At 68.6% G+C, this 26033-nt stretch carries 15 protein-coding genes; 4 read left to right on the top strand and 11 right to left on the bottom strand.

Annotated elements, in window-relative coordinates; genetic code table 11:
• Nucleotides 1–203: 203 nt before the first annotated feature.
• From QRN16_RS01610 to eat, 5 genes are all read right to left on the bottom strand, one after another.
• The gene (locus tag QRN16_RS01610) at nucleotides 204–8786 is read right to left on the bottom strand and encodes a non-ribosomal peptide synthetase (RefSeq protein ID WP_285184393.1); all 8583 of its coding nucleotides are present in this window, start codon (nucleotides 8784–8786) and stop codon (nucleotides 204–206) included.
• A 500-nt stretch (nucleotides 8787–9286) separates the two neighbouring features.
• Nucleotides 9287–10774, bottom strand: a complete 1488-nt coding sequence (locus QRN16_RS01605) for an amidohydrolase (RefSeq protein ID WP_285184392.1) — start codon at nucleotides 10772–10774, stop codon at nucleotides 9287–9289.
• A 26-nt stretch (nucleotides 10775–10800) separates the two neighbouring features.
• Nucleotides 10801–11526 (bottom strand): ethanolamine ammonia-lyase subunit EutC, encoded by a 726-nt coding sequence (eutC, locus tag QRN16_RS01600; RefSeq protein WP_056441804.1) that lies wholly within the window; start codon nucleotides 11524–11526, stop codon nucleotides 10801–10803.
• Entirely contained in the window at nucleotides 11523–12935 is a 1413-nt protein-coding gene (locus QRN16_RS01595) for an ethanolamine ammonia-lyase subunit EutB (RefSeq protein ID WP_285184391.1), read from the bottom strand. The genes eutC and QRN16_RS01595 overlap by 4 nt, the downstream gene beginning before the upstream one ends.
• Nucleotides 12932–14362: an ethanolamine permease gene (gene eat, locus QRN16_RS01590; protein ID WP_027504632.1), complete on the bottom strand. Its 1431-nt coding sequence runs from the start codon at nucleotides 14360–14362 to the stop codon at nucleotides 12932–12934. The genes QRN16_RS01595 and eat overlap by 4 nt, the downstream gene beginning before the upstream one ends.
• A 166-nt stretch (nucleotides 14363–14528) precedes the next feature.
• On the opposite strand from eat, the gene QRN16_RS01585 reads away from it, so the two are divergent.
• Complete coding sequence (locus QRN16_RS01585) at nucleotides 14529–15392, top strand: type IV toxin-antitoxin system AbiEi family antitoxin domain-containing protein (RefSeq protein WP_285184390.1); 864 nt, start codon at nucleotides 14529–14531, stop codon at nucleotides 15390–15392.
• A gap of 21 nt (nucleotides 15393–15413) precedes the next feature.
• Here QRN16_RS01585 and QRN16_RS01580 read toward each other — a convergent pair whose 3' ends face one another.
• The 4 genes from QRN16_RS01580 to mftF all read right to left on the bottom strand — a co-directional run bounded on the left by QRN16_RS01580 (nucleotide 15414) and on the right by mftF (nucleotide 20380).
• Nucleotides 15414–15908, bottom strand: coding sequence for a DUF779 domain-containing protein (locus QRN16_RS01580; protein WP_037184728.1), 495 nt, complete (start codon nucleotides 15906–15908; stop codon nucleotides 15414–15416).
• Between the two features lie 56 nt (nucleotides 15909–15964).
• Nucleotides 15965–17488 carry an aldehyde dehydrogenase gene (gene adh, locus QRN16_RS01575; protein WP_027504630.1) on the bottom strand — a complete coding sequence of 508 codons (1524 nt, stop codon included), beginning with the start codon at nucleotides 17486–17488 and terminating at the stop codon, nucleotides 15965–15967.
• 104 nt (nucleotides 17489–17592) lie between these two features.
• Nucleotides 17593–18855, bottom strand: coding sequence for a sigma-54-dependent transcriptional regulator family protein (locus QRN16_RS01570; RefSeq protein ID WP_285184679.1), 1263 nt, complete (start codon nucleotides 18853–18855; stop codon nucleotides 17593–17595).
• A gap of 118 nt (nucleotides 18856–18973) precedes the next feature.
• Nucleotides 18974–20380, bottom strand: coding sequence for a mycofactocin biosynthesis glycosyltransferase MftF (mftF, locus tag QRN16_RS01565; RefSeq protein ID WP_285184389.1), 1407 nt, complete (start codon nucleotides 20378–20380; stop codon nucleotides 18974–18976).
• Nucleotides 20381–20817: 437 nt separating this feature from the next.
• Here mftF and QRN16_RS01560 point away from each other — a divergent pair, with 437 nt between their 5' ends.
• Both QRN16_RS01560 and QRN16_RS01555 read left to right on the top strand, forming a co-directional pair.
• The gene (locus tag QRN16_RS01560; protein ID WP_285184388.1) at nucleotides 20818–21519 is read left to right on the top strand and encodes a GntR family transcriptional regulator; all 702 of its coding nucleotides are present in this window, start codon (nucleotides 20818–20820) and stop codon (nucleotides 21517–21519) included.
• A 133-nt stretch (nucleotides 21520–21652) separates the two neighbouring features.
• Entirely contained in the window at nucleotides 21653–23239 is a 1587-nt protein-coding gene (locus QRN16_RS01555) for an NCS1 family nucleobase:cation symporter-1 (RefSeq protein ID WP_056441786.1), read from the top strand.
• On the opposite strand, the gene QRN16_RS01550 is transcribed toward QRN16_RS01555, so the two are convergent.
• Nucleotides 23213–23959 (bottom strand): GTP pyrophosphokinase, encoded by a 747-nt coding sequence (locus QRN16_RS01550; RefSeq protein WP_081821128.1) that lies wholly within the window; start codon nucleotides 23957–23959, stop codon nucleotides 23213–23215. The genes QRN16_RS01555 and QRN16_RS01550 overlap by 27 nt on opposite strands.
• The gene (locus QRN16_RS01545) at nucleotides 23956–24465 is read right to left on the bottom strand and encodes a GNAT family N-acetyltransferase (protein WP_197027738.1); all 510 of its coding nucleotides are present in this window, start codon (nucleotides 24463–24465) and stop codon (nucleotides 23956–23958) included. The genes QRN16_RS01550 and QRN16_RS01545 overlap by 4 nt, the downstream gene beginning before the upstream one ends.
• Nucleotides 24466–24530: 65 nt before the next feature.
• Between QRN16_RS01545 and QRN16_RS01540 the strand changes: the two genes are divergently transcribed.
• Complete coding sequence (locus QRN16_RS01540; protein ID WP_285184387.1) at nucleotides 24531–26033, top strand: UDP-N-acetylmuramoyl-L-alanyl-D-glutamate--2,6-diaminopimelate ligase; 1503 nt, start codon at nucleotides 24531–24533, stop codon at nucleotides 26031–26033.

Raw genomic sequence — 26033 nt, 5'->3', positions numbered from 1 at the left:
TCCTCGTGAATCGATACCGAGCCTCGCCCGTGGTTGCCCACCGACGATCCCGCTGCGTACTCGCGACACTCCCCGCGGATGCGCGCACGCGTGCCTCATGGGGCGTCGCCCCATCTGATCCACCCTATCGAGCAGGGCGGCGCGCACGCCGCTCACCCGGGTGGTGTGAACGGCGCCTGCCACCGTGGTGTGGACGGATCCCGTCATGAGCTCCGCATGGCGAGTCCGATACCCGTCGAGGTCAACGGCACGACGTCGATCTCGGTGCCGTCGGCGAAGCCGTCGCACGACTCGCTGTCGCCCCGGCCCGCGTCGGTGACCACCACGGCGAGATCCTCGAACTCCCCGGCGTCCACCGCCGACAGGTCCGACGGGGTGGCGAACAGGTGCGTCACCCACTGATCGAGCAGCACGTCCGTCAGCGACTCCGCCGCACCGTCCTGCACCAGCACAGCGGCACCCGCGACACCGGCGACCAGCGCCCGCAGCGCCTGCGACACGGTCGAGACCGCCGCCGTCGCGAACAACCGGGACTCGTAGTCCACGGCGAGTCGATCGAGTTCGGCGGACACGATGCCGGAGAGCTCGTCGAACGTGAGCACGCCGACCGAGCCCGTCCCGGTCGGCAGGACCAGCGCCGGATCGGCTCCGTTCTGCGGGCGTGCCCGATCCGCGTACGTGACGGGGCGCGCGGAGAACTGCGCCACGTCGTCGGCGGCGTCGTCCACCGACAGGATCAGCGGCGCCCGACTCCCGTTGCGGGAGGCGCCGGACAGCACGATCACGTCGGGTGCGACTCGGCCGATGTCCAACGCCGCGCCTGCCTTGAGGATCCCCCACCACAGGGCCAGGGTGTCCGTGTCGAGGCCGGAGTCGCCGGACCGGACCGCGACCGTCGACCCGGCACCGACTCCTGCCCCCGCGAGCCAGCGCGCCAGGCGGTTGGACCGAGCGTCGAGGTCGGCGTAGCTGACCTCGTTCTCGCCGATCACGACGGCGGGGGCGTCCGGATCCGATTCCACGGCCGACGCGAACGACGTGACCACCGAGGGTCCCGAGTACGCCGCGGGAGTCGTGGGCTCCACCACGGGCGCCGCGGTGACCACCTCGGCGAGCGGCAGATCGGCGACGACGCGCGTGGGTTCGGTGACCCCGGCCCGCAGCACCGACGCCAGATGCCGGCCGAAGGTCTCCACCGTCTCCTCGTCGAACAGCTCGGTCGAGTACGTGAACATCATCGTCATGTCGCCGCCCGGCTTCCGCGAGCCGTCGTCGTCGACCGTGAGCAACAGATCGAAGTTGGCGGGCTCGAACGGATTCTCCAGTTCGGACACGGTGATCTCGGGCAGCTCCACCCGCGCCGGCGTGATGTTGCGGAACGCCAGTGCGGTCTGGAAGAGCGGCGGCACCGATCCCGTGCGCTGCGGCGCGACGGCGTCGACGACGGTCTCGAACGGCACCTCCGAGTGCGCGAACGCGTCGACGTCCACGCGACGGGCTGCGGCCACCAGTTCGGCGAAGCTCACATCCTCGTCGACCCGCAGACGCAGGGCCACCGTGTTGACGAGCATGCCGACCAGGTTGTCGAGCGCCGGATCTCCGCGGCCCGCCAGAGCGGTGCCGATCGCGATGTCCGTCGATCCGGACAGGCGGGAGAGGACGACGGCGAGTGCCGCGTGCACCACCATGAATCGCGTCGCGTTGTGGTCGCGCGCCAGTGCCTCCACCCGGTCCGCCGCGAACCCGTCCACGGCGAAGTGGACGGACCCACCCTCGCGGGTGGGCGACGCCGGCCGCTCCCGGTCACGCGGCAGGTCCAGCTCCGGGGGCAGGCCGTCGAGAGCCTGCTTCCAGTAGGCGATCTGGGCGGACGCGACCGACTCGGCGTCGCGGGGCGAGCCGATGACGTCGCGCTGCCACACCGCGTAGTCCGCGTACTGGACGGGGAGCGGAGCCCACGCGGGGTCGGCGCCCTCGGTGTGTGCGAGGTAGGCGGTGACGAGGTCGCGGGTCAGCGCCACGCGGCTCACGCCGTCCGCGGCGATGTGGTGCACGACGATCGCGAGCACGGCCTCGGTGGAGACCTCCGGATCACGGAAGACCGCGAGCCGCAGCGGGACCGCCGTGGTGACGTCGAAGCCGCGCGTCGCGAGGGCGACGAACTCGTCGATCCACCGCGCGGACGGAACATCCTGGACGGCGAGCTCGACGCCCGCCTCGTCGACCGTCAGGATCTCCTGCCGCGGTACGCCGTCCGTCTGCGGGTACACGGTGCGGAGGATCTCGTGTCTCGTGACGAGGTCACGAACAGCACGACGCAGTGCCATGAGATCGAGACGGCCTTCGAGCCGGATACCCAACGGCAGGTTGTACATCGGCGACGACGGGTCGAGCCGGTTGCTCAGCCACATGCGCTGCTGTGCGAGTGCCAGCGGAATCACATCGGGACGGGGACCCGCGACGAGCGCGGGTCGATCGGACGCACCGAGCTCGGCGACGACCGCCGCGAGACGCGAGACGGTGGTCGCATCGAACACGGCGCGGACCGGAACGTGCACGCCCAGTTCGGTACCGATGCGGGACGCGACCTGGGTCGCGACGAGCGAGTTGCCGCCGAGTCCGAAGAAATCGTCGTCCAGGCCGACGGGTGTGACGTCGAGGATGTCCTCGAAGACACCCGCGATCGCCTTCTCCACCCGCGTCTCGGGTGCGCGGTACGTGCGATCGGAGTCCTCGGTGACCTCGGGCAGCGCCTTGCGGTCGAGCTTGCCGTTCACGGTCAGCGGCAGACGGTCCAGCTCGACGATGCGCGCGGGAACCATGTACGCCGGCAACAGCGAGGCGACGTGTTCGGTGACTGCCACCGCGTCGACCGTAGAGCCCGATTCGGGCACCACGAACGCGACCAGGACGTCGCCGGCCGGGCGCCGCACCACCGACGCGGCGGCGCCCGCGACACCGGGCGTGGACGCCACGACGGTCTCGATCTCGCCCAGTTCGACGCGGAATCCGCGGATCTGCACCTGGGCGTCCGCACGTGCGAGGTACTCCAGCGCGCCGTCGCGGTTCCACCGCACGACGTCGCCGGAGCGGTACATCCGCTGACCCGCCAGGTACGGGTTGGCCACGAAACGCGTCGCGTTCAGGTCGGGGCGACCGACGTAGCCCTGCGCCAACTGATCACCCAGGACGTAGAGCTCACCTGGAACCCCGACGGGTACGGGCCGCAGGGCGTCGTCGAGCACAATGCCGCCGAGACCCGGGACGGGAACGCCGATCACGCTGCCCTGGGCCGCGGCCGCGAATGCCGCCGTCAACTCCTGGTAGGTGACGTGCACCGTCGTCTCGGTGATGCCGTACATGTTCACGAGCCGGGGACTGTCGTCCGCGTGCCGCGCGTACCAGCGCTGCAGCTGCGACAGATCCAGCGCCTCACCGCCGAAGACGACGTGGCGCAGGGACAGCTCGGTGCCCGCACGGTCGCGCTCGGCCTCGGCGAGTTGATAGAACGCCGACGGTGTCTGGTTGAGCACCGTCACGCCCCGGTCGGCGAGCATGTCGAGGAAGTCGCCCGGCGAGCGAGCGGTCCAGTGGTCCACCACGACGACGCTGCCGCCCGTGGTGAGCGCGCCCCACAACTCCCACACCGAGAAGTCGAAGGCGTAGGAGTGGAACATCGTCCAGACGTCGTCGGGTCCGAAGCCGAAGTACTGCTCGGTGTTCGTCAGCAACGTCACCACGTTGGTGTGCGGGATCGCCACACCCTTGGGGTTACCGGTGGATCCGGAGGTGTAGATGATGTACGCGACGTCGTCCGGCCGCGCCACGGGCAGCAGCGCGGTGGACCCCGACTCCGAATCCGATTCCGCCGCCACGACATCGGTGTCCACGACGACGGTCAGGCCGTCGCGCCGCACCTGGTCCTCGAGCCGAGCGGAGACCACGGCGAAGCGCGCACCGGAGTCGGCCACGACGTAGTCGACCCGGTCGCCCGGATACTCGGGGTCGATCGGCACGTAGGTCGCGCCTGCCCTCATGACGGAGAACAGCACGGCGACCAGATCCACCGACCGGTCGCACACCACCGCGACCCGATCGCCGGACCGCACCCCCAGCGCGTACAGCCTCGCTGCAGCGGCGCGCGAACGAGAGTCCAACTCGCCGTAAGTGATCGACACCTCGCCGAACCGCACTGCACTCGCTTCGGGGTGGCTCGCCGCGTGATCGAGCACCCGCGAGACGATGGTGTCGTCGCCCACGGGACGGCCCTCGGACACTCGCTGGATCGACCTCTCGGCGACCACGCGGTCACTGGCGTCGAGCACGTCGATGTCGGCGACAGACACACTGGGATCGTCGACGATCGTGGTCAGCACCTGCACGAACCGGCGTGTGACGGCCCCGATGGTCGAGGCGTCGAACAGTGTCGACGCGTACGAGAACGTGGCCGGCATACCGGCCGGACGGCCCGCGTCGTCGGTGCGGTCGGTCATGGTCAGCTGCAGATCGAATTTGACCACCTGCAGATCGAGATCGACCGTGGACAGGCGCAGTCCGGTGAGTTCCACCGTCGAGTGACCCATGTTCTCGAACGCCAGCATCACCTGGAAGATCGGGTGGCGCGACTCCGACCGCGCCGGGGACAGCACCTCCACGAGGCGCTCGAACGGCACGTCGCTGTTGGCGAACGCCTGCAGGTCACGCTCGCGGACGTGGTCCAGCAGCGCGTCGAACGGCTGGCGGCTGCCCACGGTGGTGCGCAGCGCCAACGTGTTGACGAACATGCCGACGAGGTCGTCGATCGCCGCGTCGCCGCGTCCCGCGACCGGGGTGCCGATGACGATGTCGTCGGTCGAGCTGATCTTGGCGAGCGTCACGGCCAGCGCCGCGTGCACCACCATGAAGAGCGTGGTGCGATGGCGGCCGGCCAGGTCGATCATCTTCGCGTGGAGCTCGGCGTCGATCTCGAACGCGTGCGCTCCTCCGCTGAGCGACGACCGGGACGGACGAGCACGGTCGATCGGGAGCGGCAGCAGATCCGGTGCGTCGCGCAGGGTCTCGACCCAGTAGCGCTCCTGCTGCGCGATGAGCGACGTGGGATCGTCCTCGGACCCCAGCACCTCCCGCTGCCACAACGTGTAGTCGACGTACTGCACGGGCAGCGGGGTCCACGTGGGCGCATAGAACGCGATGCGGGCGCTGTAGGCCGCCATCAGGTCGCGCGCGAGGGGCGTCAGAGACGCACCGTCTGCGGAGATGTGGTGCACCACGATCGCGAGCACGTGATCGGTCTCGCTGATCTGGAACAAACGACCGACCAGCGGGACGTGCTCCGTGACCTGGAAGGTGGTCATCGCGAAGGAGATCAGCACGCCGTGCAGGTCGTCCGCGTCGACCGGTACGGGTGTCAGATCCGGTACCACGGCCTCGGGCTCGTGGGTGACCTGGACCGGTCCGTTCTCGGTGTCCGGGTAGGACGTCCGGAGCGCTTCGTGACGGTCGACCACGTCCATGATCGCGACCTGCAGCGCGGCGATGTCGAGATCGCCCTCCAGACGCAGGGCCAGCGGGATGTTGTAGGCGACGGACGACGGGTCGAACTGATTGAGGAACCACATACGCCGCTGTGCGAGCGACAAGGGCACAGGACCGGTCCGTTCACGGCGCACGAGCGGCATGCGGGTCTCGCCGCGCGCACCCTGCTGCAACCGGGACGCGAGCGACTCGACGGTGGGCGCTTCGAAGAGGGTGCGCACCGAGACCTGGGTTCCCAGAGCGGCGCCGAGGCGGGAGACGGCGCGCGTCGCGATGAGCGAGTTGCCGCCGAGAGCGAAGAAGTCGTCGTCGAGTCCGACCCGCTCGACGCCCATCAACTGCGTGAACACTGTCGCGACGATCTCCTCCACGACAGTCGTCGGCGCGCGAAATTCGCGTGTCGCCAGCACCGGCTCGGGCAGACGGCGGTGATCGATCTTGCCGTTGACGGTGACCGGCAGATGATCGAGCACCACCACCGCGGCGGGGATCATGTGCGACGGTAGATGCTGCGCGGCGTGGCGGAGCAGTTCCGAGTGCTCGAGCGTGATGTCCGGGCGCAGCACGATGTACGCCGCGAGCACCGTGGCCCCGGACGACTGCTTGTGCGCCACGGTGACGGCGGTACGGACACTGGGATGCTCCGCGAGCACCGCGTCGATCTCGCCCAGTTCGATGCGGAAGCCGCGAATCTTCACCTGCGAGTCGGCGCGACCGACGTAGATCAGGTCCCGATCCTCGGTCCACCGAACCAGGTCGCCCGTGCGGTACATGCGCCCGCCCGACTCGGCCCACGGCCCGGCCACGAAGCGCGTGGCGGTGAGGGCGAAGCGGTTGGCGTAGCCGCGGGCGAGATCCACCCCGGCGAGATACAGTTCGCCCACCACACCCACGGGTACTGGCCGAAGTCGGTTGTCCAACACCACCTGTCGCGTTCCACGGATAGGGGAACCGATGGTCACGGGCGCACCGGGCTCCAGTGGGTCCGAGATCGACCCGATCATGGTGGTCTCGGTGGGGCCGTAGGCGTTCCGCAGCGCGGTGCGGGAAACCCAGCGTGCCGCCACCTCGGACGGCAGTGCCTCACCGGCGCTGATGATGGACTCGATCTGCTCCAGCCCCTCCGGCTCGAGTGATCCCAGTGCCGCAGGCGTGATCACGACGTGCGTGACTCTCTTCTCGCGGATGTAGTCCGCCAGGTCCTCGCCGCCGAACACTCCCGACGGAGCCAACGCCAGCGTCGTGCCGGCGGACAGAGCCATCAACTGCTCGAAGATCGACGCATCGAAGCTCGGGGAGGCGACACCGAGGACGACGGACTTCGTCGACACACCGTACGTCACCGTCATCTCGCCGATGATGTTCGACAGACCGTCGTGACCGACCGTCACGCCCTTCGGCAGACCGGTGGAACCCGAGGTGTAGATCATCCATGCTGCCGTGAACGATCGCACCGGCGCCGTGCGGTCGGCGTCGGTCAGCCGTGCGGGCGAGCAGACGGCCAGATCGTCGCCGAACTCCGGATCGTCCACGACGAGCCACTCGATCGTGTCCGGGAGGTCCTTCACGTGTCTGCGTGTGGTCAGCCCGATCCGTGCGCCGGAATCACCCAACATGTGCGCGATGCGTTCGACGGGATAGGCCGGGTCGATCGGGAGGAACGCGCCACCGGATGCCACGATCGACCACGTCGCGTGGATCATCTCGACCGATCGACCGAGTGCGACCGCGACGACGCTTTCCGGTCCGACGCCCCGCGAGATCAGCAACCGGGCCAGGCGGTTGGAGCGCGCGTCGAGTTCGGCGTACGTGACCGATTCCGACCCGCACGTGACGGCCACCGTGTCGGGGGCGGCGTCGACGGCGCGGGCGATGATGGCGCCGAAGGTGACCTGCGGGAAGCTTTCGCCGCCCAGCGCGGGAACGAAACGCTGCCGCTCGTCGTCGGTCAGCACCTCGAGTGATCCGAGCGGAGCATCGGGTTCGGCACCGATCAGGGCGTCGAGGAAGCGCAAGAAGCGGGCACGATGCGCGTTCAGCTGGTCCTGCGTGTACCGCAGCGGGTTCGCCTCGAAGTCGATCCGCAGCTCCCGACTGTCCGCGCCGGGATAGATGTTCAGCGCCAGATCCTCCACCGGACCGGTGGTCAGCACGTTGTACGAACCGTTGACGGCGCCGAGCCGCAATTCGTCGTGGAACAGCATGATGTTGATCGACGGACCGAACAGTCCACGCTGGGTGGCCGACTCACCGCTGTCTCGGCGGATGTCCTCGTGGCGGTATCGCTGACGACGCAGGGCGCCGGTGAGTTCGAGTTGCGCCTGGGATGCGGACTCGGCGACCGTGCAGCTCGGCGGCAGTGCCAGACGCAGCGGCACGACGTTGGAGACCATGCCACCCGACCGACGCATGACCGCGGTCGTGCGCGCTGACACCGGGAGGCTCAGGACCGTGTCCTCGGCTCCGGTCATGCGGGAGACGAACGCTGCGAAGGCAGCGACGACGAAGGGAGCCGAGGCGGTCCCGAGCGAGGTCACGCGCGCGTCGAGCCGTTCGGCCAGATCGGTGGACACGAAACCACCGGCGATCAACGCGGGCGACGTCGGCGGCGCTGTGACGGATGACAGCGACGGCGGGTCCGGGAGGCTGCGTACCTTCTCGGCCCAATACGCGGCGTCCTTCTCGAAGCGGTCCGACGATCGGTACTTGGCGTCGTCGACGTACAGGTTGTGAAGATCGACGGCCTTGGACGGTTCGGGCTCCACGCCGTCCATCGCAGCCGTGTACAGCGCAGCCGTACGTTGGATCATCGTCATCGCGCCGAAACCGTCCAGCGCGACGTGATGGATGCGGGAGTACCAGAACCAGCGCTCATCGCTCAACCGAAGGACGTGGGAGACCACCAGTCGGTCGACCAGCATGTCCACGGGTGCGCTGTACTCGCGTGTCATCCACTCCATCGCCGCTGCTTCCGGATCGGACTCGGAGCGCAGATCGAAATAGGAGATGTGGTCGCGCATGCTCAGATCGACGTACTGGTACGGCTCGCCGTCCACCTCGGTGAGACGCAGGTAGCCCGATCCGAACTCGCGCCCGGCCCGGTCGAGAGCGTACTCGAGAACGTCCAGGTCGAGGCTTCCGTTCAGTTCGACATAGTGCGCGATGGAAATCGGGACGTCACCGGCGAGTTGCTGGGAGAACCAGATACCGCGCTGCGCTCCGGACAGCGGGAACGCACCGTCCGGAAGCACCGTTCCATCACTCGTCAGGGGACCTTCGCCGGCCGGTCCGCCATCGAACCGTGCACCGTCATCCACTCGTCTACTCCCCGTGATCTCTCGTGGCCCCGTGTTGACACACGGCACCCCGGCAGACCGAGTCCGCCTTCATGGCCGTCCAGACGACGATTCCCCCGTTTCGTCGTCCGCGCTCGACGTCGTGCCCGTCGCTCTCACCCGGTCGTTCGTTACACATCAGAGGTGCCGTCACGACCCCGCCAGCTGCCACGGCTGTGAACAGCGGCGATGAAAATGCGTGATCGATGACGATCCTCTCGTTGTCGGGCAGCCTTTCATGTTAGTTGACGGTGACGAGTCCCACCCAATCACTCGCGGCGATGGGCTCTGCTGTCCACGCCGCCGTGAACGACATCGCGGCGTACTCATACCTCACACATCGACACTACCGCCGGGTAGCGACACGGGTCGGGTTGCTCGGCCACCGCGTGTGTCTCCGACACGGTGGCGAAGGCTCAGGACACGTGGGTCGCGCGCCCACCGCTGATCGTGGCGATCACCGGAACGGACCGCAGGTCGGCGTTCGACAGGACGTACGGGGACTCGCCGAGCACGACGAGATCGGCGGCGGATCCGACGTCGACACCTGCGCGACCACCCGATGCCGCCCGCAGTGCGACGTCCATCGGCACCGCCTCGCCCGGATGCCAGGACGGTCGCTCGTCGTCGGTGCGGAACACGGCGTCGGCGACAGCCGACCGCGGATCGGGCGGGGAGACGGGAGCGTCGGACCCGAACTGCAGCAGCGCGCCGTGGCGGTGCAGCGAGTGGTAGCCGTACGCGATCGATCGTCGGCCGGACCACAGCACGTCGGCGACGTCGCGGTCGGTCACCGCGTGCTGAGGCTGGACCGAGGCGACGACGCCCAGCGCCGCGAACCGGTCCAGGTCTTCCGGGCGGACCTGCTGCGCGTGCTCGACGCGTCCACCGACGACGGGGAGAGCACCCGAGTCCATGAGCGCGCGCACGGTCTCGAAGGCGTCGAGCACGACGGTGTTGGCGCGGTCACCGATGGCGTGCACCGCGGCGGCGATCCCACCGCCCGCCGCGCGCGAGATCAATCGCACCAGCTCCGGATGGTCGACGAGCAGCAGCCCGTGTGCCTCGGCGTCGTGCCCCGCGTCGGGATAGGGGTCGTGGCAGCAGGCCGTCCGCGTGTTGAGCGACCCGTCGGCCATGATCTTCAGCGGCCCCATGCGGAGCATGCGGCCCGTGTCCGCGGCGACGTCGCCGGTCCGGTGTCCGGCCGCCAGAGTCTCCTCGAGCCACGTCGGCCACGTCGACGCGCTCACCCGCACCGCCGGACGACCGGAGGCGAAGCGCCGCGTCCACGCGGTGAGGTTGTCGTCGAACTCGAAGTCGAGGACCTCGGTCACGCCCCGCGCGGCGAGATCCTCGGTCGCCTCGCACACGTACTCGTCGAGCACGCCCGTACCGACACGCGCGTCGACGGCACTCGCGATCGCGATGGCGTCGTGATCGCGGAAGACACCGGTGGGGTGATCGACCGCGAGCTCGCGCAGCAACGCCGGGGAGAGCCAGACGGTGTGCAGATCCATGCTCGTCACCGCGACGGACACACCCGGCAGCGCGGCCTCGAGCATGTCCTTGTGCGGTGCGTCCGGCCAGAGGGCACCCCGGAAGCCCTGTGCACGAACGTCGCCGGTGAGGCCCGACGCCACCAGCAGGTCGACGAGGTGCCGTGCACTGGTGGCCGCGCCGACGTCCAGTCGGCGGCGCGCGAGTGCCCACTGCGCCATGTGCAGGTGCCCGTCGACGAACCCGGGCAGCACCACTCCCCCGCGCCCGTCGACGACGGTCTCGGCGGAGGCGGGAGTCAGGCGCTCCCCGGGTGCCGAGATCTCGCTCACCAGGTCGTCGACGATGCGGACGTCCGAGAGGTCGTCCCGCGCGGGATCGACGCGCACACGTTGCAGCAGCACGATGTCAGACCCTAACGGTGCGCGGGTCAGGTCAGTTCGCGAGAGGAGTCCTTGAGATCGACGCCGGACCGCCCGAGCGTGCGCGCACCCGCGACCAACGATGCCGTCACCCGCGCCGCGTGGTCGTAGTGCATGCCGCCGGGCGGGTGGATGTTCGAGATGCAGTTGCGCTCGGAATCGTTGCGGCCCGGCTTCGGACCGTGCGTCAGATAGATGCCGAGGCTGTCCGCCACCGAGAGACCGGGACGCTCGCCGATGACGACGATCAGCGTGGACACCCCGAGCGCAGCGCCCACGTGGTCACCCAGCGCCACCCTGGCCTGGGTCGCGATCACCGGAGGCGCAATGGTGAACGTACCCAGCGACTCCTTCAGCGCAGCGAGCAGACCCGCACCGTGATCCATCAGCGCCCGCGGGGACAGACCGTCGCACAACACGATTCCGATGTCCGCGTCGACAGTGTCGACACCGGACAGGTCCTCGGGCTGCCGTCCCAGATCGGGACGACGCAGATACTCGCTGCGGGTGGACGCCTTGCTGGACACGACCACCGGATCCCCGAGTCCGACCGCGGCGATCTCCCGAGCGAAGCTGTCGGTGTCGAGCGGCATGTGGACCGCGTCCCGCGCCGCGGCGTGGGCGGCCCGGAACTCGAGCACCCGCGTCGTCGGAAGGGCGTCCCCCGCCCGGCCGAGCCCGATGCGCGCCTGCGTCGTGACACGCAGGTCGGTCCAGAAGTCCGGTGTGCTCATGCCGGCGTCGTCAGTGCTCGCAGCGGCGACGACGCGGCGTCGACGGGCAGGACCCGCCCCGCGTCGTCGGTCATCCCCAGCCGGTGCATCCACGCCTCGAACTCGGGAGCGGGCTTGAGGCCCAACACCTGCCGGACGTAGAGGGCATCGTGGAAGGACAGGCTCTGGTAGCCGAGCATGATGTCGTCGGCACCCGGCACGGCGATGACGAAGGCGGCGCCCGCGGCACCGAGCAGCGTCAACAACGTGTCCATGTCGTCCTGGTCCGCTTCGGCATGGTTGGTGTAGCAGACGTCGACACCCATGGGCAGGCCGAGAATCTTGCCGCAGAAGTGGTCCTCGAGGCCGGCGCGGATGATCTGCTTGCCGTCGTAGAGGTACTCGGGTCCGATGAAGCCCACGACGGTGTTGACCAACAGCGGATCGAGCGCCCGCGCCAACCCGTACGCGCGGGTCTCGAGCGTCTGCTGATCGACCGGCTTGCCCCCGGTACCGACGTGCGAGTTCGCGGACAGCGCCGAACCCTGGCCCGTCTCCAGGTACATGACGTTGTTCCCGACGGTGCCGCGGTGCAACGACTTTCCCGCCTCGTTCGCCTCGAGGAGCATCGGCACCGTCACCCCGAAACTGGAGTTGGCACCCTCGGTTCCCGCGATGGACTGGAACACGAGATCCACCGGGACACCCTTGCCGATCAGGTCCACGGTGGTGGTGACGTGGGAGAGCACACACGACTGCACCGGAATCTCGAAACGCTGGCGGATCTCGTCGAGCAGGTACAGCAGATCGGCTGTCGCAGCAGGTGAGTCGGTCGCCGGGTTGATGCCGATGACGGCGTCGCCCGAGCCCATCAGCAGACCGTCGAGCGTCGCCGCGGCGATTCCGTGCGGGTCGTCCGTCGGATGATTGGGCTGCAGGCGTGTGGCCATCGTTCCGGGCAGACCGATGGTGGTGCGGAACGCCGAGATCACCGTCGCCGCCCGCGCCACCGCGATGAGATCCTGGTTGCGCATGATCTTGCTCGTCGCGGCCACCATCTCCGGGGTGAGGCCCGGCGCGACGTCCCGCAGTGTCCGGGCGCTGTCGGGTTCCGCTGCGACCGTGAGCAACCAGTCCCGCAGGCCACCCACCGTCAGGTGCGAGACCGCGTCGAACGCCTGCGCGTCGTGGCTGTCGATGATGAGACGGGTGACCTCGTCGCTCTCGTACGGCACCACCTGCTCGTCCAAGAACGTCTGCAGCGGGAGATCCGCCAGAACCCAGGCGGCGGCGGCACGTTCGGCGTCCGACTCCGCCGCGCAGCCTGCGAGTTGATCGCCCGATCGCGCCGGGGTGGCCTTCGCCATGACCTCGACGAGACCGTTGAAGGTATAGGTCGATCCCGAGATCTGCTGGTGGTAGGTGCTCACCCGAGTTCGTCCTCGGCAGCGGCGAGCGCCGCGAACTCCTCGTCCGGAGAATTGGCCACCAGGTGATGGCGGCTGTAGACGCCGAAGTAGACCATGAAGAGCGCGAAGACGACCAGGCACCACAGCGCCGCCTGGCTGTCCACGAGGAACGTCGCGATCACGGCGAAGGCCGCGATGACGAGCGCGAATCCGGTCGTGACCGTGCCGCCCGGCGTGCGGTACGGGCGCGGCATGTCGGGCTCGCGGCGACGCAGCACGATGTGGCTCACCATCATCAGAACGTAGCTCAGCGCTGCCCCGAAGACGGCCATGTTCAACAACATCGAGCCCTTGCCGGTGAACGTCAGGGCAAAGCCGATGATGCCGGGCACGATCAGCGCCAGCGTCGGCGCCTTCCGGCTGTTGACCACCGACATCGACTTCGGCAGGTAGCCGGCGCGGCTCAGCGCGAACAGCTGCCGGGAGTAGGCGTACATGATGGAGAAGAAGCTGGCGATCAGACCGGCGAGGCCGATGTAGTTGACCACCGTCGCGGCGCCGCTGTCTCCCAGCGCCTCCACCAACGGGTTGCCCGACGCCTGCATCGCGTCGGCTCCGCCGGCGCCCGTCACGAGGATCAGCATGGCGGTGGCGGTCACCAGCAGCACCGCCATGGCGGCGATGATGCCGCGTGGCACGTTGCGCGCCGGATCCTTCGCTTCCTCGGCCGCGAGCGGCACGCCCTCGATCGCGAGGAAGAACCAGATCGCGAACGGCACCGCGGCCCAGATCCCCAGGTACCCCATCGGCAGGAAACTCGAGGCGCCCGCGGCATCCGTCGGGGCGATGTCGGTGAGGTTGGAGGCGTCGAACTGGAAGATCGCGGCGACAGCGAAGATGACGAGGCCTACGAGAGCGATGCCGGTGATGACGAACATGACCTTCAGCGCTTCACCGACACCGGCGAGGTGCACGCCGATGAAGATGGCGTAGACGGCGAGGTACACCCACCACCCGTCGGTGATCCCGAACAGGCCGAGCGACTCGACGTAGGCGCCGATGAAGGTCGCGATGGCCGCGGGGGCGATGGCATACTCGATGAGAATGGCTGTGCCGGTGGCGAATCCGCCCCACGGTCCGAGCGCGCGCCGGGCGAACGTGTATCCGCCGCCCGCTGCCGGGAGCGCAGACGACATCTCCGCCATGCCCAGCACCATCGCCAGGTACATGCCGGCGATCAGGATGCCCGCGATCAGCAGACCACCGAAACCACCCTGCTCGAGCCCGAAGTTCCACCCCGAATAGTCACCCGAGATGACGTAGCTGACGCCCAACCCTGCCAGCAGCACCCACCCCGCGCTGCCGGTCTTGAGCGTGCGCTTGGCCAGGTAGTCGGACGATTCTGCCTGAGAATCGGACGCCACGGGGCGCGGTTCCTTCACGGCCATGGGTGAGCCTCTTTCGGAGTGTGAGCGGGTGGTGAGGTGAGGCTAGGACTGCCGTGTTGCGGGGACGTTGCGATTGTTTTTCCACTGGACGGTGCGCTGACCCGCGGTAACCGCGGCCCCGCGCACCCGGCGGAACCAGGAGAGCCGACGCGGCCGTCCAACGCCTGTGATCGATCGACTTCTCGCGCTCCACGACGGTGTCATCACCGCGACGCAGGCTCACGACGCCGGGATGAGCCAGGACGCGATCGATCGGCGCGTCCGAGCGGGCCATTGGCGCCGGGTCACGCGCGGTGTCTACGTCGCCTGCGACAGACCGTGGACGGACGCCGCTCGGGTGCGGTGCGCCGCGTACTGGGCCGGCGACGGGGCCGTCGTGACATCGGTGAGTGCCGCGTACTGGCACGGACTCGTTTCGGTTGCACCACGCATCGTCGATGTCACGGTCCCGCGCGGAGGACGGAGCAGGGCACCGTCGGGTGTCCGGGTGCGGCGACGGAACCTCGACCCCGCCGATGTGGTGGCGATGCGCGGAATCCGAGTCACGGCCTCGGGTCTCACGGTTCTCGAAGCGTCCGAGGAGATGGGGATGGGCATCGTCGACGTCGCCTTGCGCGGGCGGATGTCGCCGGCGGTGCTCCGGCGCGCACACGATCGGAACCCTCGGCGACGGGGCGCCCCCGCGGCCGAGAAGCTTCTCGTGGCAGCGGAAGGAGGAACTCGGTCGGAGGCCGAGCGCCTCTTCGTCATCGTGATGCGCACCGGACGCATCACAGGGTTCCTGGTCAACTTTCCGTGGCGCGACTACGTGCTGGACTTCGTGTTCCTCGACGAACGCGTCTGCATCGAAGTCGACGGATGGGCCTTCCATTCGGACCCCACCGCCTTTCACCGAGACCGAACTCGGCAGAACGTCGTCGTCCAGGAGTGGACGGTGCTGCGGTACACCTGGCGCGACCTCACGCAGAGACCCGACGAGGTGATCGCCGAGGTCCGAGCGACGCTCCGACGGTGCGCTGAACCGCGGTGACCGCGGCTCAGCGCACCCGACTCAACCCTGTATCGCCATCCCCGGCACCGGGCAGGCGTCGACGGCCTCGGCGACCACGATGGACTCGGTGGGGACGGGCGGGCGAGCGCCCTCCTCCCACTGCGCGCCGGTGATGGGGTCCTGCGACTCAAGTTCCGCGTTCTCCTCGGGGGTGTAGGCCCGGCCACGACTGAGGAACCGCAGCCCCTCCGGCGTCTCGAGGGAGAAGCCGCTGCCCCGACCCGGCACCACGTCGAGCACCATCTGGGTGTGCTTCCACGCCTGGAACTGCGACCCCGAGATCCACACCGGAACGGCGTCGCCGTCGCTCGGCAGGTCGTCCGCGACGGTGCCGACCTCCGCGCGCAGGTCGAGGAGCCCGAGCAGGACGTCGCGGTCCCCGACGATGAATTCGCCTGCGGGGTAACACATCGGCGACGACCCGTCGCAGCATCCGCCGCTCTGATGCATCATCAGCGCGCCGTGGAGCCCGCCGAGGCGACGGAGAAGCTCCATCGCCCCGGCGGTTGCTTTGAGCCTCGGAGGCGGTGCCGACCCGTGGTTCGGCTGCATCAGAAGAAGCCCTGAGCCTTCGGGGCGTAGCTCACCAGCAGGTTCTTGGTCTGCTGGTAGTGGTCGAGCATCATCTTGTGGTTCTCGCGGCCGATGCCCGACTGCTTGTAGCCACCGAAGGCCGCGTGGGCCGGGTACTGGTGGTACGTGTTGGTCCACACACGACCGGCCTGGATGTCGCGGCCGGCGCGGTAGGCGACGCCGCCGTCACGCGACCAGACACCGGCGCCGAGGCCGTAGAGCGTGTCGTTGGCGATCTCGATGGCGTTGGCGTAGTCGGTGAACGACGTGACCGAGACGACGGGTCCGAAGATCTCCTCCTGGAAGATGCGCATGTTGTTCTTGCCGGTGAAGATGGTGGGCTGCACGTAGTAGCCACCGTTCAGGTCGCCGCCGAGCTGCGCGCGCTCGCCGCCCGTGACGATCTTGGCGCCCTCGCCCTTGCCGATCTCGATGTAGGACAGGATCTTCTCGAGCTGGTCGTTCGAGGCCTGGGCGCCGATCATCGTCTCGGTGTCCAGCGGATCACCCTGGCGGACGGCCTTGGTGCGGATCGCGGCGAGTGCAAGGAAGTCGTCGTAGATGTCCTGCTGGATCAGCGAACGCGACGGGCAGGTGCAGACCTCGCCCTGGTTGAGGGCGAACATCGTGAAGCCCTCGAGGGCCTTGTCCTGGTAGTCGTCGTTCTGCGACAGCACGTCGGAGAAGAAGATGTTGGGGCTCTTGCCACCGAGCTCGAGCGTCACCGGGATGAGGTTCTGCGAGGCGTACTGCATGATCAGGCGCCCGGTCGTGGTCTCACCGGTGAAGGCGATCTTCTTGATGCGCGGGCTCGACGCGAGGGGCTTGCCTGCCTCGGTGCCGAAGCCGTTGACGATGTTGAGCACGCCCGGAGGCAGCAGGTCACCGATGACGCTGATCAGGTACATGATCGACGCGGGTGTCTGCTCGGCCGGCTTGAGGACGACGGCGTTGCCGGCGGCGAGTGCGGGGGCGAGCTTCCACACGGCCATCAGGATCGGGAAGTTCCACGGGATGATCTGGCCGACGACGCCGAGCGGCTCGTGGAAGTGGTACGCGACGGTGTCACTGTCGATCTCGGACAGCGAACCCTCTTGCGCACGAATGCATCCGGCAAAGTAGCGGAAGTGATCGATCGCGAGCGGGATGTCGGCGTTGAGCGTCTCGCGGATCGGCTTGCCGTTGTCCCACGACTCGGCGAGCGCGATGGAGTCGAGGTTCTCGGCGATGCGGTCGGCGATCTTGTTCAGGATGACGGCGCGCTCGGCAGGCGAGGTCTTGCCCCACGCCGGCGCGGCCTTGTGTGCGGCGTCCAGGGCGAGGTCGATGTCCTCGGCGGTGGAGCGCGCGATCTCGCAGAAGTTCTGTCCCGTGACGGGCGTCGGGTTCTCGAAGTACTGACCCTTGACCGGAGCGACCCACTCGTTGCCGATCCAGTTGTCGTAGCGGGCCTCGAAAGACATGGCGGCGTCGGGCGTACCCGGGCGAGCGAAGACAGTCATCGAACATGCTCCTTCATCGGTGATCCACCCCCACGGCCATCGGGGGCTGTGATGCAGGACACTAGAACGACGACGGTTGCATGACCGTTGCAGAGCCGACTCGGTCAGCCCAGCAGGGCGAGGCGAGCCTGGACCTGCCCGTACAGCGCCGAGGACGGGCTGAGCGTGGCGAGGTAGGCCGACCACGCGGTGGCGTCCTCGCGGCCGTGCAGCGACGCCGTCCACCGCGCGAGCAGCACCGGGTCACCGGACCGCAGCAGCGCCGCCTGGACGCGCACTCGCAACTCCTCGCGGATCTCCGCGATACCCGGGGCGTACGACGACGGGAGCACCACGCCGGAGTAGAGCCGCAGCGCCGCGTCGACGTCCCCGCGGTCGAGAGCCGCCCGCACGTCCTCGACGTCCGACGACAGTTCCGCCACCAGTCGATAGGGCCGCGAGGCCACGCCGTCGGCACCGAAAACCTTGCGCAGGCGCGACATCTCGGCTCGGACGGTGACCGAGTCCAGCTCGTTCTCGTCGAGCAGCACGGCGAGATGGTCGGAGCTCAGCCCCTCGGGATGCGCCCGCAACAGCAGCAGCATCTCGGCGTGCCGTCCGGACAGGGCGACGCGTTCACCGCCGCGGACCAACGACGGGCGCCCGGCTCCGAGCACCTCCAGACGGACTCCGGTGTCGAGATCGGGGCGCGGGGACTCGAGTAGATGCAGTCGCAGTTCGGACTCGGCGGCCGCCACCGTCGCGCGGACCAACGAGAGCACCTCGGGCACCGCGACGCGCGGACCGCCCGTGATGTCGATGGCCCCCAGGATGCGGCCGGTGACGGGGTGGTGGACGGGGGCTGCACTGCAACTCCACTCGTGCACGGGCCGCGAGAAGTGCTCGGCGGCGAAGATCTGCACGCAGTGATCGATGGCCAGCGCGGTGCCGGGGGCGTTGGTGCCCATCCGCCCCTCGCTCCAGTCGGCGCCCTCGGTGAAGTTCATGGCGTTCGCGCGATCCTTCGCCGCGGTGTCGCCCTCGACCCACAACAGCCGGCCCGACGCGTCGGTGATGGCCACGAGAAGGCCGGTGTCGGCGGCGTCCTCGACGAGGAGTTTGCGCACCACGGGTCGGATGACGGACATCGGGTGATCGGCGCGGTACTGCGCGAGCGTGACGTCGTCGAGGAGATCGTCCGCACCACGATCGGGGTCGACGCCCATGTCGCGGCTACGCAGCCAGGAGTCGAGAACGACGGACCGCACGGGCGACTGGGGGTCGACGGGACGGGCGAGTCCCACGGTCGACAGGCCCGGCCCGACGAAGGTCTCGTGAGCGCGGGAGACGGAGCGTGCGAGCGTGGCGGCGTCGTCCCCGGGCCTCATCGCGACCCACGGATTGACCGTCACCACAGACCCCGCTTCCGTCAACAGCCTCGCCCGGCAGATCGGCACACTCGACCGGCCTCCACTGTAACCCAGCTCACAGAGCGGGTGGTGGGGACTACTGGTTGCCGAGACGCAGCACCAGAGCACGGGGGTCGCGGTGCGACACGGCACCCACCCAGAGTCCGGTGCCGTAGGCGACGTCGTCGATGCGCTTGTACGCCGCGTAGCGCACCGGACCGAGGCCGCCCGGCTCCCGGTGCTCGACCCAGTCCCGCACACCCTCCGCCACCGCGATGGCCAGCGCCAGACGTCGGATGCGCCGGGAGAACAGCACGGCCACCAGCGTGACCGGCCAGTAGTGCCGCACCGCCGCGGAGGCCAACTGCCAAGCACCCCCGACGGTTCCGCGTGCCGCGAACACAGCGGCGAGGCGGGTGGGGTGATCCAGATCGACGAACAGGCGCCGTAGGCGGACCACCGTGGTGATCAGCGTGACCAGCGCACCGACCATGCCCGCACGCGTCCCCGAGGCGGCCAGCAGCAGTGCGAGCAGGGTCGACCGCGCCATGGCCACGGGCGGCACCTTCCCGTGGTGGCGGGAGGCCAGCTCGGTGGCACCGGTACCGTAGAACAGCTTGCGGCCGAACCACTTTCGCAGAGTGACGCGGTGATCGTGGGCGACGCGGGCCACCGGCTCGTACCGCAGACGCCATCCCGCGTCCTGCAGTCGCCAGCACAGATCGACGTCCTCGGCCACGTGCATCGCCTCGTCGAAGCCTCCGCAGTCGAGCACGGCCCGTCGCCGGGCGACGACCGCCGCACTGGGGACGTACGACACCGGGCCACCCGCGAACACCGGGGCCTCCCGGCGACCGAGATCGAGGGAGGACCGTGCGCGCTCGTAGCGGGCGAGCGCACTGCCCTCCGGCTCGAGCGCCACGATGCGCGGAGCGACCAGCCCGACGGAGGGGTCGGAGAAATGACTGAGGACGACTTCGAGCCAGCCCTTGCGCGGCACCACGTCGGAGTCGAGGAACGCGACGAAGTCGGTCGTGGCCGCGGCGAGGCCGGCGTTGCGCGCCGCGGACGGTCCCCTCGGGGCGTCGTGCCGCACCACCGCGACCGAGGCACACAGATCGTCCACGGCGATCTCGGCGTGCCGGACGGGAACGCGGGACCCGTCGTCCACGACGATCACGCGGAGTCCACGCAGCGCGCGCATCAGCCGCAGCAGTCCCTCGTGGTTGTCGCGGACCGGGATCACGACCGTCACGTCCGCGGCGGACGGAGTGCTCATCGGCCGGGGGTTCGCGACACCGGAGTCGAGCAGTCGACGCGCCACCGTGGCGGAGTCGGGATCGGACACCCGCAGGAATCCGTCGCCGATCATCGCGGCCGCGGCGGGTGCCAGCATCACCATCCTGGTGGGCGATCCGCCGAGGAGAACTCGACCGTTCGAGAGAGTCCGCACTCGAGGATCGATACGCACTCCGAATCCATCGGGAAGACGACCGTCGCGCATCGGGTCATCGTAAGGGCCTCTCTCGGTATTTGTCATAAGTCGGGCAGGATCGGCCCGAACACCCGCCGACGCGGGAATCGCGCTGTGGTCCGTTCGAGGGACACCCGCCCCGCGCGCACCGTGCATCGGCGCTGCTCGGCGCGCCGTGACCCCGACCGGTCGGCGTGCCTGGTCTCGACTGTCAAGCGAGACTTGAGGTTCGCTCGGATCGAGCGGCCGCCGACCGGATCGTCCACGGCAGATCGACGTGCACCGGGGAGCCCGCGCCGCGAGCTCGGGCAGGCGAGCCGACTGCCCGGCAGCGGATCGATCGACCGGCGTCCGCCGACGTGAACGTTCACCAACTCTCGTCGCACCGATGCGGCGACACGCGAGCGTCCGACGACTCCCCCGGTTAGAGTCGCCATGTCCCGTCCCGGTTCGCAGAAGGGGTCACGATGCCGCCGCGTCGCCGCTCGGCCCTGCTCGCGAAACTGTCCCGCGACGTCGCGGGTGGTTCACAGGAGGAGATCCTCACCGAACTCCGCCGGGTCATCCTGTCGGGTGACGCCCCGCCGGGAACGCCCATTCCCCCGGGCGACGTCGCCGACGTGTTCGGAGTCAGCCGCATCCCGGTGCGCGAATCGCTGAAGACCCTCATCGGCGAGAATCTGGTGTCGCATCGACCCAACCTCGGATACACGGTCGCGCAGTTGACGTCTCAGGAACTGCGCGAGATGTACATCGTTCGGGAGGTGCTCGAGAACGCCGCCCTCGCGGTGGCGGCCGAGGCCGCCACCGACGGGGAACGGCGTCGTGCCGAACAGATCGAGCGAGACCTCCGATCCTCGATCGCGGACGACGATCCCCAGCGCTACCACCGGTTGAGCCGCGAGTTCCACGTCGCCCTCACCGCGCCGTCCCGGATGTACCGCCTGCTCCACATGCTCGACGTCGCGTGGAACGTCACGGAGCCGGTCCAACCGATGGTGCACGTGAAGGGTGCGGACCGCGCGGCGTTGAACGACGATCACAGCGTCATGGTCCGCGCGTTCGTCGACCGCGACTCGGCGGCACTCCTGGCGGCGGCAGGGCACCACAACGAGCGGCTGAACGACGTCATCGCGACGCTTCCGGCGGGTTCCGGCCTGCTCTCCTGAGCCGGAACCGGACAGACCGGACCCGGAAACCTGCCGGTAAAGAGATATATCGGTTTCGTCACGACACGGAAATACAACGGGCTCAGACTTCTCCGCAGCACCGACCACGGTCCGCACCAGCGACGGAGACACGATGACCGACACCATTCCGCACACCGGCCCGTTCGACCCGCCTCCCGGGTCCCGCTCCGGTGTGAACGATCTGATCGAGGCACACGGGTACGCCGGAGGCGGGTCGACAGCAGAGGGACATCCGGTGGGGGGTGGAGTGATCAAGGAGGGGTACGACCCGAGGCTCACCAACGAGGACCTCGCCCCGCTGCGGAAGCAGACCTGGTCGTCCTACAACATCTTCGCGTTCTGGATGTCCGACGTGCACTCCGTGGGCGGATACGTCACCGCGGGCAGCCTTTTCGCGCTGGGACTGGCCAGTTGGCAGGTGCTCGTCTGTCTCCTCGTCGGCATCTCGATCGTCTACGTCTTCTGCAACCTGGTGGCCAAGCCCAGTCAGGTCGCAGGTGTCCCGTACCCGGTGATCTGTCGATCGGTCTTCGGCGTCCTCGGGGCCAACGTTCCCGCCATCATCCGAGGACTGATCGCGGTGGCGTGGTACGGGATCCAGACCTTCCTGGCCTCCGCCGCGCTCGACATCGTGTTGATCAAGCTGTTCCCGGCGCTCGGTCCGTGGGCGGACCGAGACCTCCACGGCTTCGCGGGACTGTCCACTCTGGGGTGGGGCAGCTTCATGCTCCTGTGGGTCCTGCAGGCGGCGGTCTTCTGGCGCGGCATGGAGTCCATCCGCAAGTTCATCGACTTCTGCGGCCCGGCCGTCTACGTCGTCATGTTCCTGTTGTGCGGCTACTTGATTCACGAAGCCGGCTGGAGCGCCATCGACCTGAACCTCGGCGACGTCACCTACACGGGGTTCGCCGCGGTGCCCGTCATGCTCGGCGCGATCGCGCTCGTCGTCTCCTACTTCTCGGGTCCGATGCTCAACTTCGGCGACTTCTCGCGCTACGGAAAGAGCTACGCCGCCGTGAAGCGCGGCAACTTCCTGGGCCTGCCCGTCAACTTCCTGCTCTTCTCGATCCTCGTCGTCGTCACCGCGTCCCTCACCGTTCCCGTCTTCGGCGAGCTCATCACCGACCCCGTCACGACGGTGGCGCGCATCGACAGCACCTTCGCGATCGTGTTGGGCGCGTTGACCTTCACGATCGCCACGATCGGTATCAACATCGTCGCGAACTTCATCTCGCCGGCCTTCGACTTCTCCAACGTCAGCCCGCAGAAGATCAGCTGGCGCGCCGGCGGCATGATCGCCGCCGTCGGCTCCGTGCTCATCACGCCGTGGAACCTCTACAACAATCCCGACGTCATCCACTACACGCTCGAGACCCTGGGAGCGTTCATCGGACCGCTGTTCGGCATCCTCATCGCGGACTACTACCTCATCCGCAAGCAGAAGGTCATCGTCGACGACCTGTTCACCATGGACGAGAGCGGCACGTACCACTACGCCAAGGGCTACAACCCGGCCGCGCTGATCGCCACCGCCGTCGGTGCCGTCTTCGCGATGTTCCCCGTGCTCACGGGCGGCACCCTCACCGGAATGCACACCGCGGCGCAGTACAGCTGGTTCATCGGCTGCGGCATCGGCTTCGCCCTCTACTGGGTGCTGGCCACGAAGACCTCGCTACGGGTGCGGAACGTCCCCGCCTGACCGCGGATCCGGCGCCAGTCCCGGCATGAGCGAGCGCAGGAACAGCTCCTCGTAGTCGGGGCCGGCGTCGGTGCGGGCGTCGCCGAGACGGACCACCTCGGCGTGCAGTCGCTCCATCGTGATGTCGAGCGTGCCCGCGGCCATCGCCGCCTCGCGCAACTCGTCCCTAAGGCGTTGCGGCACCTCACCGTCGTACTTGTAGAAGATCTTGTGTTCGAGACTCGCCCAGAAGTCCATCGCGATGGTCCGGATCTGCAGCTCCACGAAGACGTGCTCCGTGCGGTCGGACAGGAACACCGGAATCTCGATGGTGAGGTGGAGACTGCGGTACCCGTTGGGCTTCGGATTCGCGATGTAGTCCTCGAACTCGAGCACTCGGATGTCGCTCTGCGACGCCAGCATCTCCTTCACCGCATAGGTGTCGGCGATGAAACTACAGGTGATCCGGACGCCGGCGATGTCGAACAGACCGGCGCGAATCGCCTGGAACGTCAACGGAATCCCCTTGCGCACGGCCTTCTCGGCGATGCTGCGCGGCGTCTTCAGCCGCGACACCACGTGCTCGATGGGGCTGTAGGAATGCAGGTGCGTGAACTCGTCCTTCAGGATGTCGATCTTGGTGGTGAGCTCCTGCATGCCGAAGCGGTAGGACATCATGAAGCGGGTGAACTCGTCGCGCGCCGCGGTGAGGTCGAACACCACCGGCTCGTCCACGCTCATCGCGCGTCCTTCCGGAGAACCTTCTGCATCCGGAGGGACGCGGTGTCGTACCCCAGCGACTCGTACAGCCGACGCGCCGCCGTGTTGAAGCCGAAGACGTTGAGCCCGAGTACCGTTCCGCCGTTCTCCCGCACGGCGTCCTCCGCCAGGAGCATCGCCGCCCGGCCGAGACCGCGACCCCGGTACCGCTCGTCGATGGCGACGTCCCAGACCCACCAGTCGGTCGTGGTCGCGATCGACTGGGGCCCGATCCACAGTGACCCCACCACGGTCTCGCCGTCCAGCACGTCGTACACCTGATGATGCGGTGCCGGACGACCGTCGGGGAAGTAGGCGGAGAAACTCTGCTCGGCGTTGTCGGTCGCCTGTTCGAGGGTGTCACCCGCCCGGACGCGATCCGCGCGGTAGTCACCGCGGCTGCGCTCGACCCATTCGGGAAGTCGATCGTCGGGCATGGTCCTCAGCACCACTCGGGCCTGCGTGGAGTCTCCGTCGGCTGCGCTCACCCCTCCAGTGTCCCGGGTGCCGCACAGAGGTGGTTGAGCGTTCTACTTTCGGGTACCGCATCCTGGTGAGTGTCGTGTCCCGCCGTCCGATCCGGCATGCCGGTGGCCAGGGGGCGAGGTCCCTCGTCGACGTCGCCGACCGCGCGGGCGGATCGGTCACAGGTCCCGCCGAGCCGGTCACGGTGGACGATCTCTGTGACGATTCGCGTGCGGTGCGGCCCGGCGATCTGTATGTCGCGCTCCCCGGAACACGCTGGCACGGTCTCGATTTCGAGGAGGACGCCCAGCGCGCCGGCGCGGTGGCCGTGCTCAGCGATCGGCCCGGCACCCGGTTGCCGAGCATCGTGGTCGCGGATCCGCGGGTCGTCGTCGGTCCGCTGGCCGCATGGTTCCACGGGAGCCCGTCCTCGTCGATGGCCGTGTTCGGAGCGACGGGCACCAACGGCAAGACCAGCACGACGCACTTCCACCACGCCGGCCTGCGCGCCGCGGGTCATCGTGCGGGGATGATCTCCGGGGTCGCGGTCAGCGGCGCCGGCAGCGACGAGGCCCCGGTGCGCACCACTCCCGAGGCGACGGTGCTCCAACGCACGCTGTCGACGTTCGTCCACAACGGATGCACGGCCGCCGCCCTCGAGGTGTCCTCGCACGCCATCGCCCAGCACCGCGTCGACGGGGTGGAGTTCGCCGTCACCGCCTTCACCAATCTCGGCCGGGACCACCTCGACTTCCACGGCTCGATGGAGGAGTACTACCGGACCAAGGCCTCACTGTTCACCCCTGACCGCACCGGACGGGCCGTCGTCATGATCGACGACGAGTACGGGCGGCGGCTCGCGTCGGAGTGCGCGGTGCCGACGGTGACGTGCTCGGTGTCCGATCCTTCGGCGGACTTCCGCGCCGATCGCATCGACTGCACGACGCATCGCACCCGATTCCTCGCCCGGACCCCGGTGGGCGACATCCCGCTCTCACTGCAGGTTCTCGGCCCCCACCAGGTGGCGAACGCTCTGGTCGCACTCGCCTCCCTCGTCTCCGGTGGGGTGGACGCGGAGCGTGCGGCCGCCGGCATCTCGGCGCTGCACAACATTCCCGGCCGATGCGAGACCGTGTCGGCCGGCCAGGACTTCACCGCCCTCGTCGACTACATGCACAACGTGTCCGGCCAGCGCGCGATCCTGCCGTACCTGCGGCGCATCACCCCGGGGCGCCTGATCCTGGTCATCGGGGCGACCGGTGACCGTGACGTGGGCAAGCGCGTCGAGCTGGGCACGGTCGCCGCGGCCTATGCGAACGACATCGTCGTCACGGACGAGAGTGCCAACGGCGAGGATCCGCACTCGATTCGCGCCGACGTCGTCCGCGGCGCCCGGTCCGGTGATCGGGGCGTCCGCGTGGTGGAGATCGCGGACCGGCGCGCAGCATTCCACCACGCCGTGGCGGACGCGGCGGCCGGGGACACCATCGTCGTGGCGGGGCGAGGCAGCGACACCTGGCAGCACTTCGGCACCCGAACCGTGTACTTCGACGATCATGCCGAACTGCACGACGCGATCGTCGCCCGATGA

Origin of the sequence: Rhodococcus sp. MEB041 (genome assembly GCF_030208955.1) — a bacterium.
Lineage (GTDB): Bacteria > Actinomycetota > Actinomycetes > Mycobacteriales > Mycobacteriaceae > Rhodococcoides.
The sequence above is the reverse complement of the archived record's forward strand: the minus strand, read 5'-3'. Positions and strand labels throughout refer to the sequence as shown.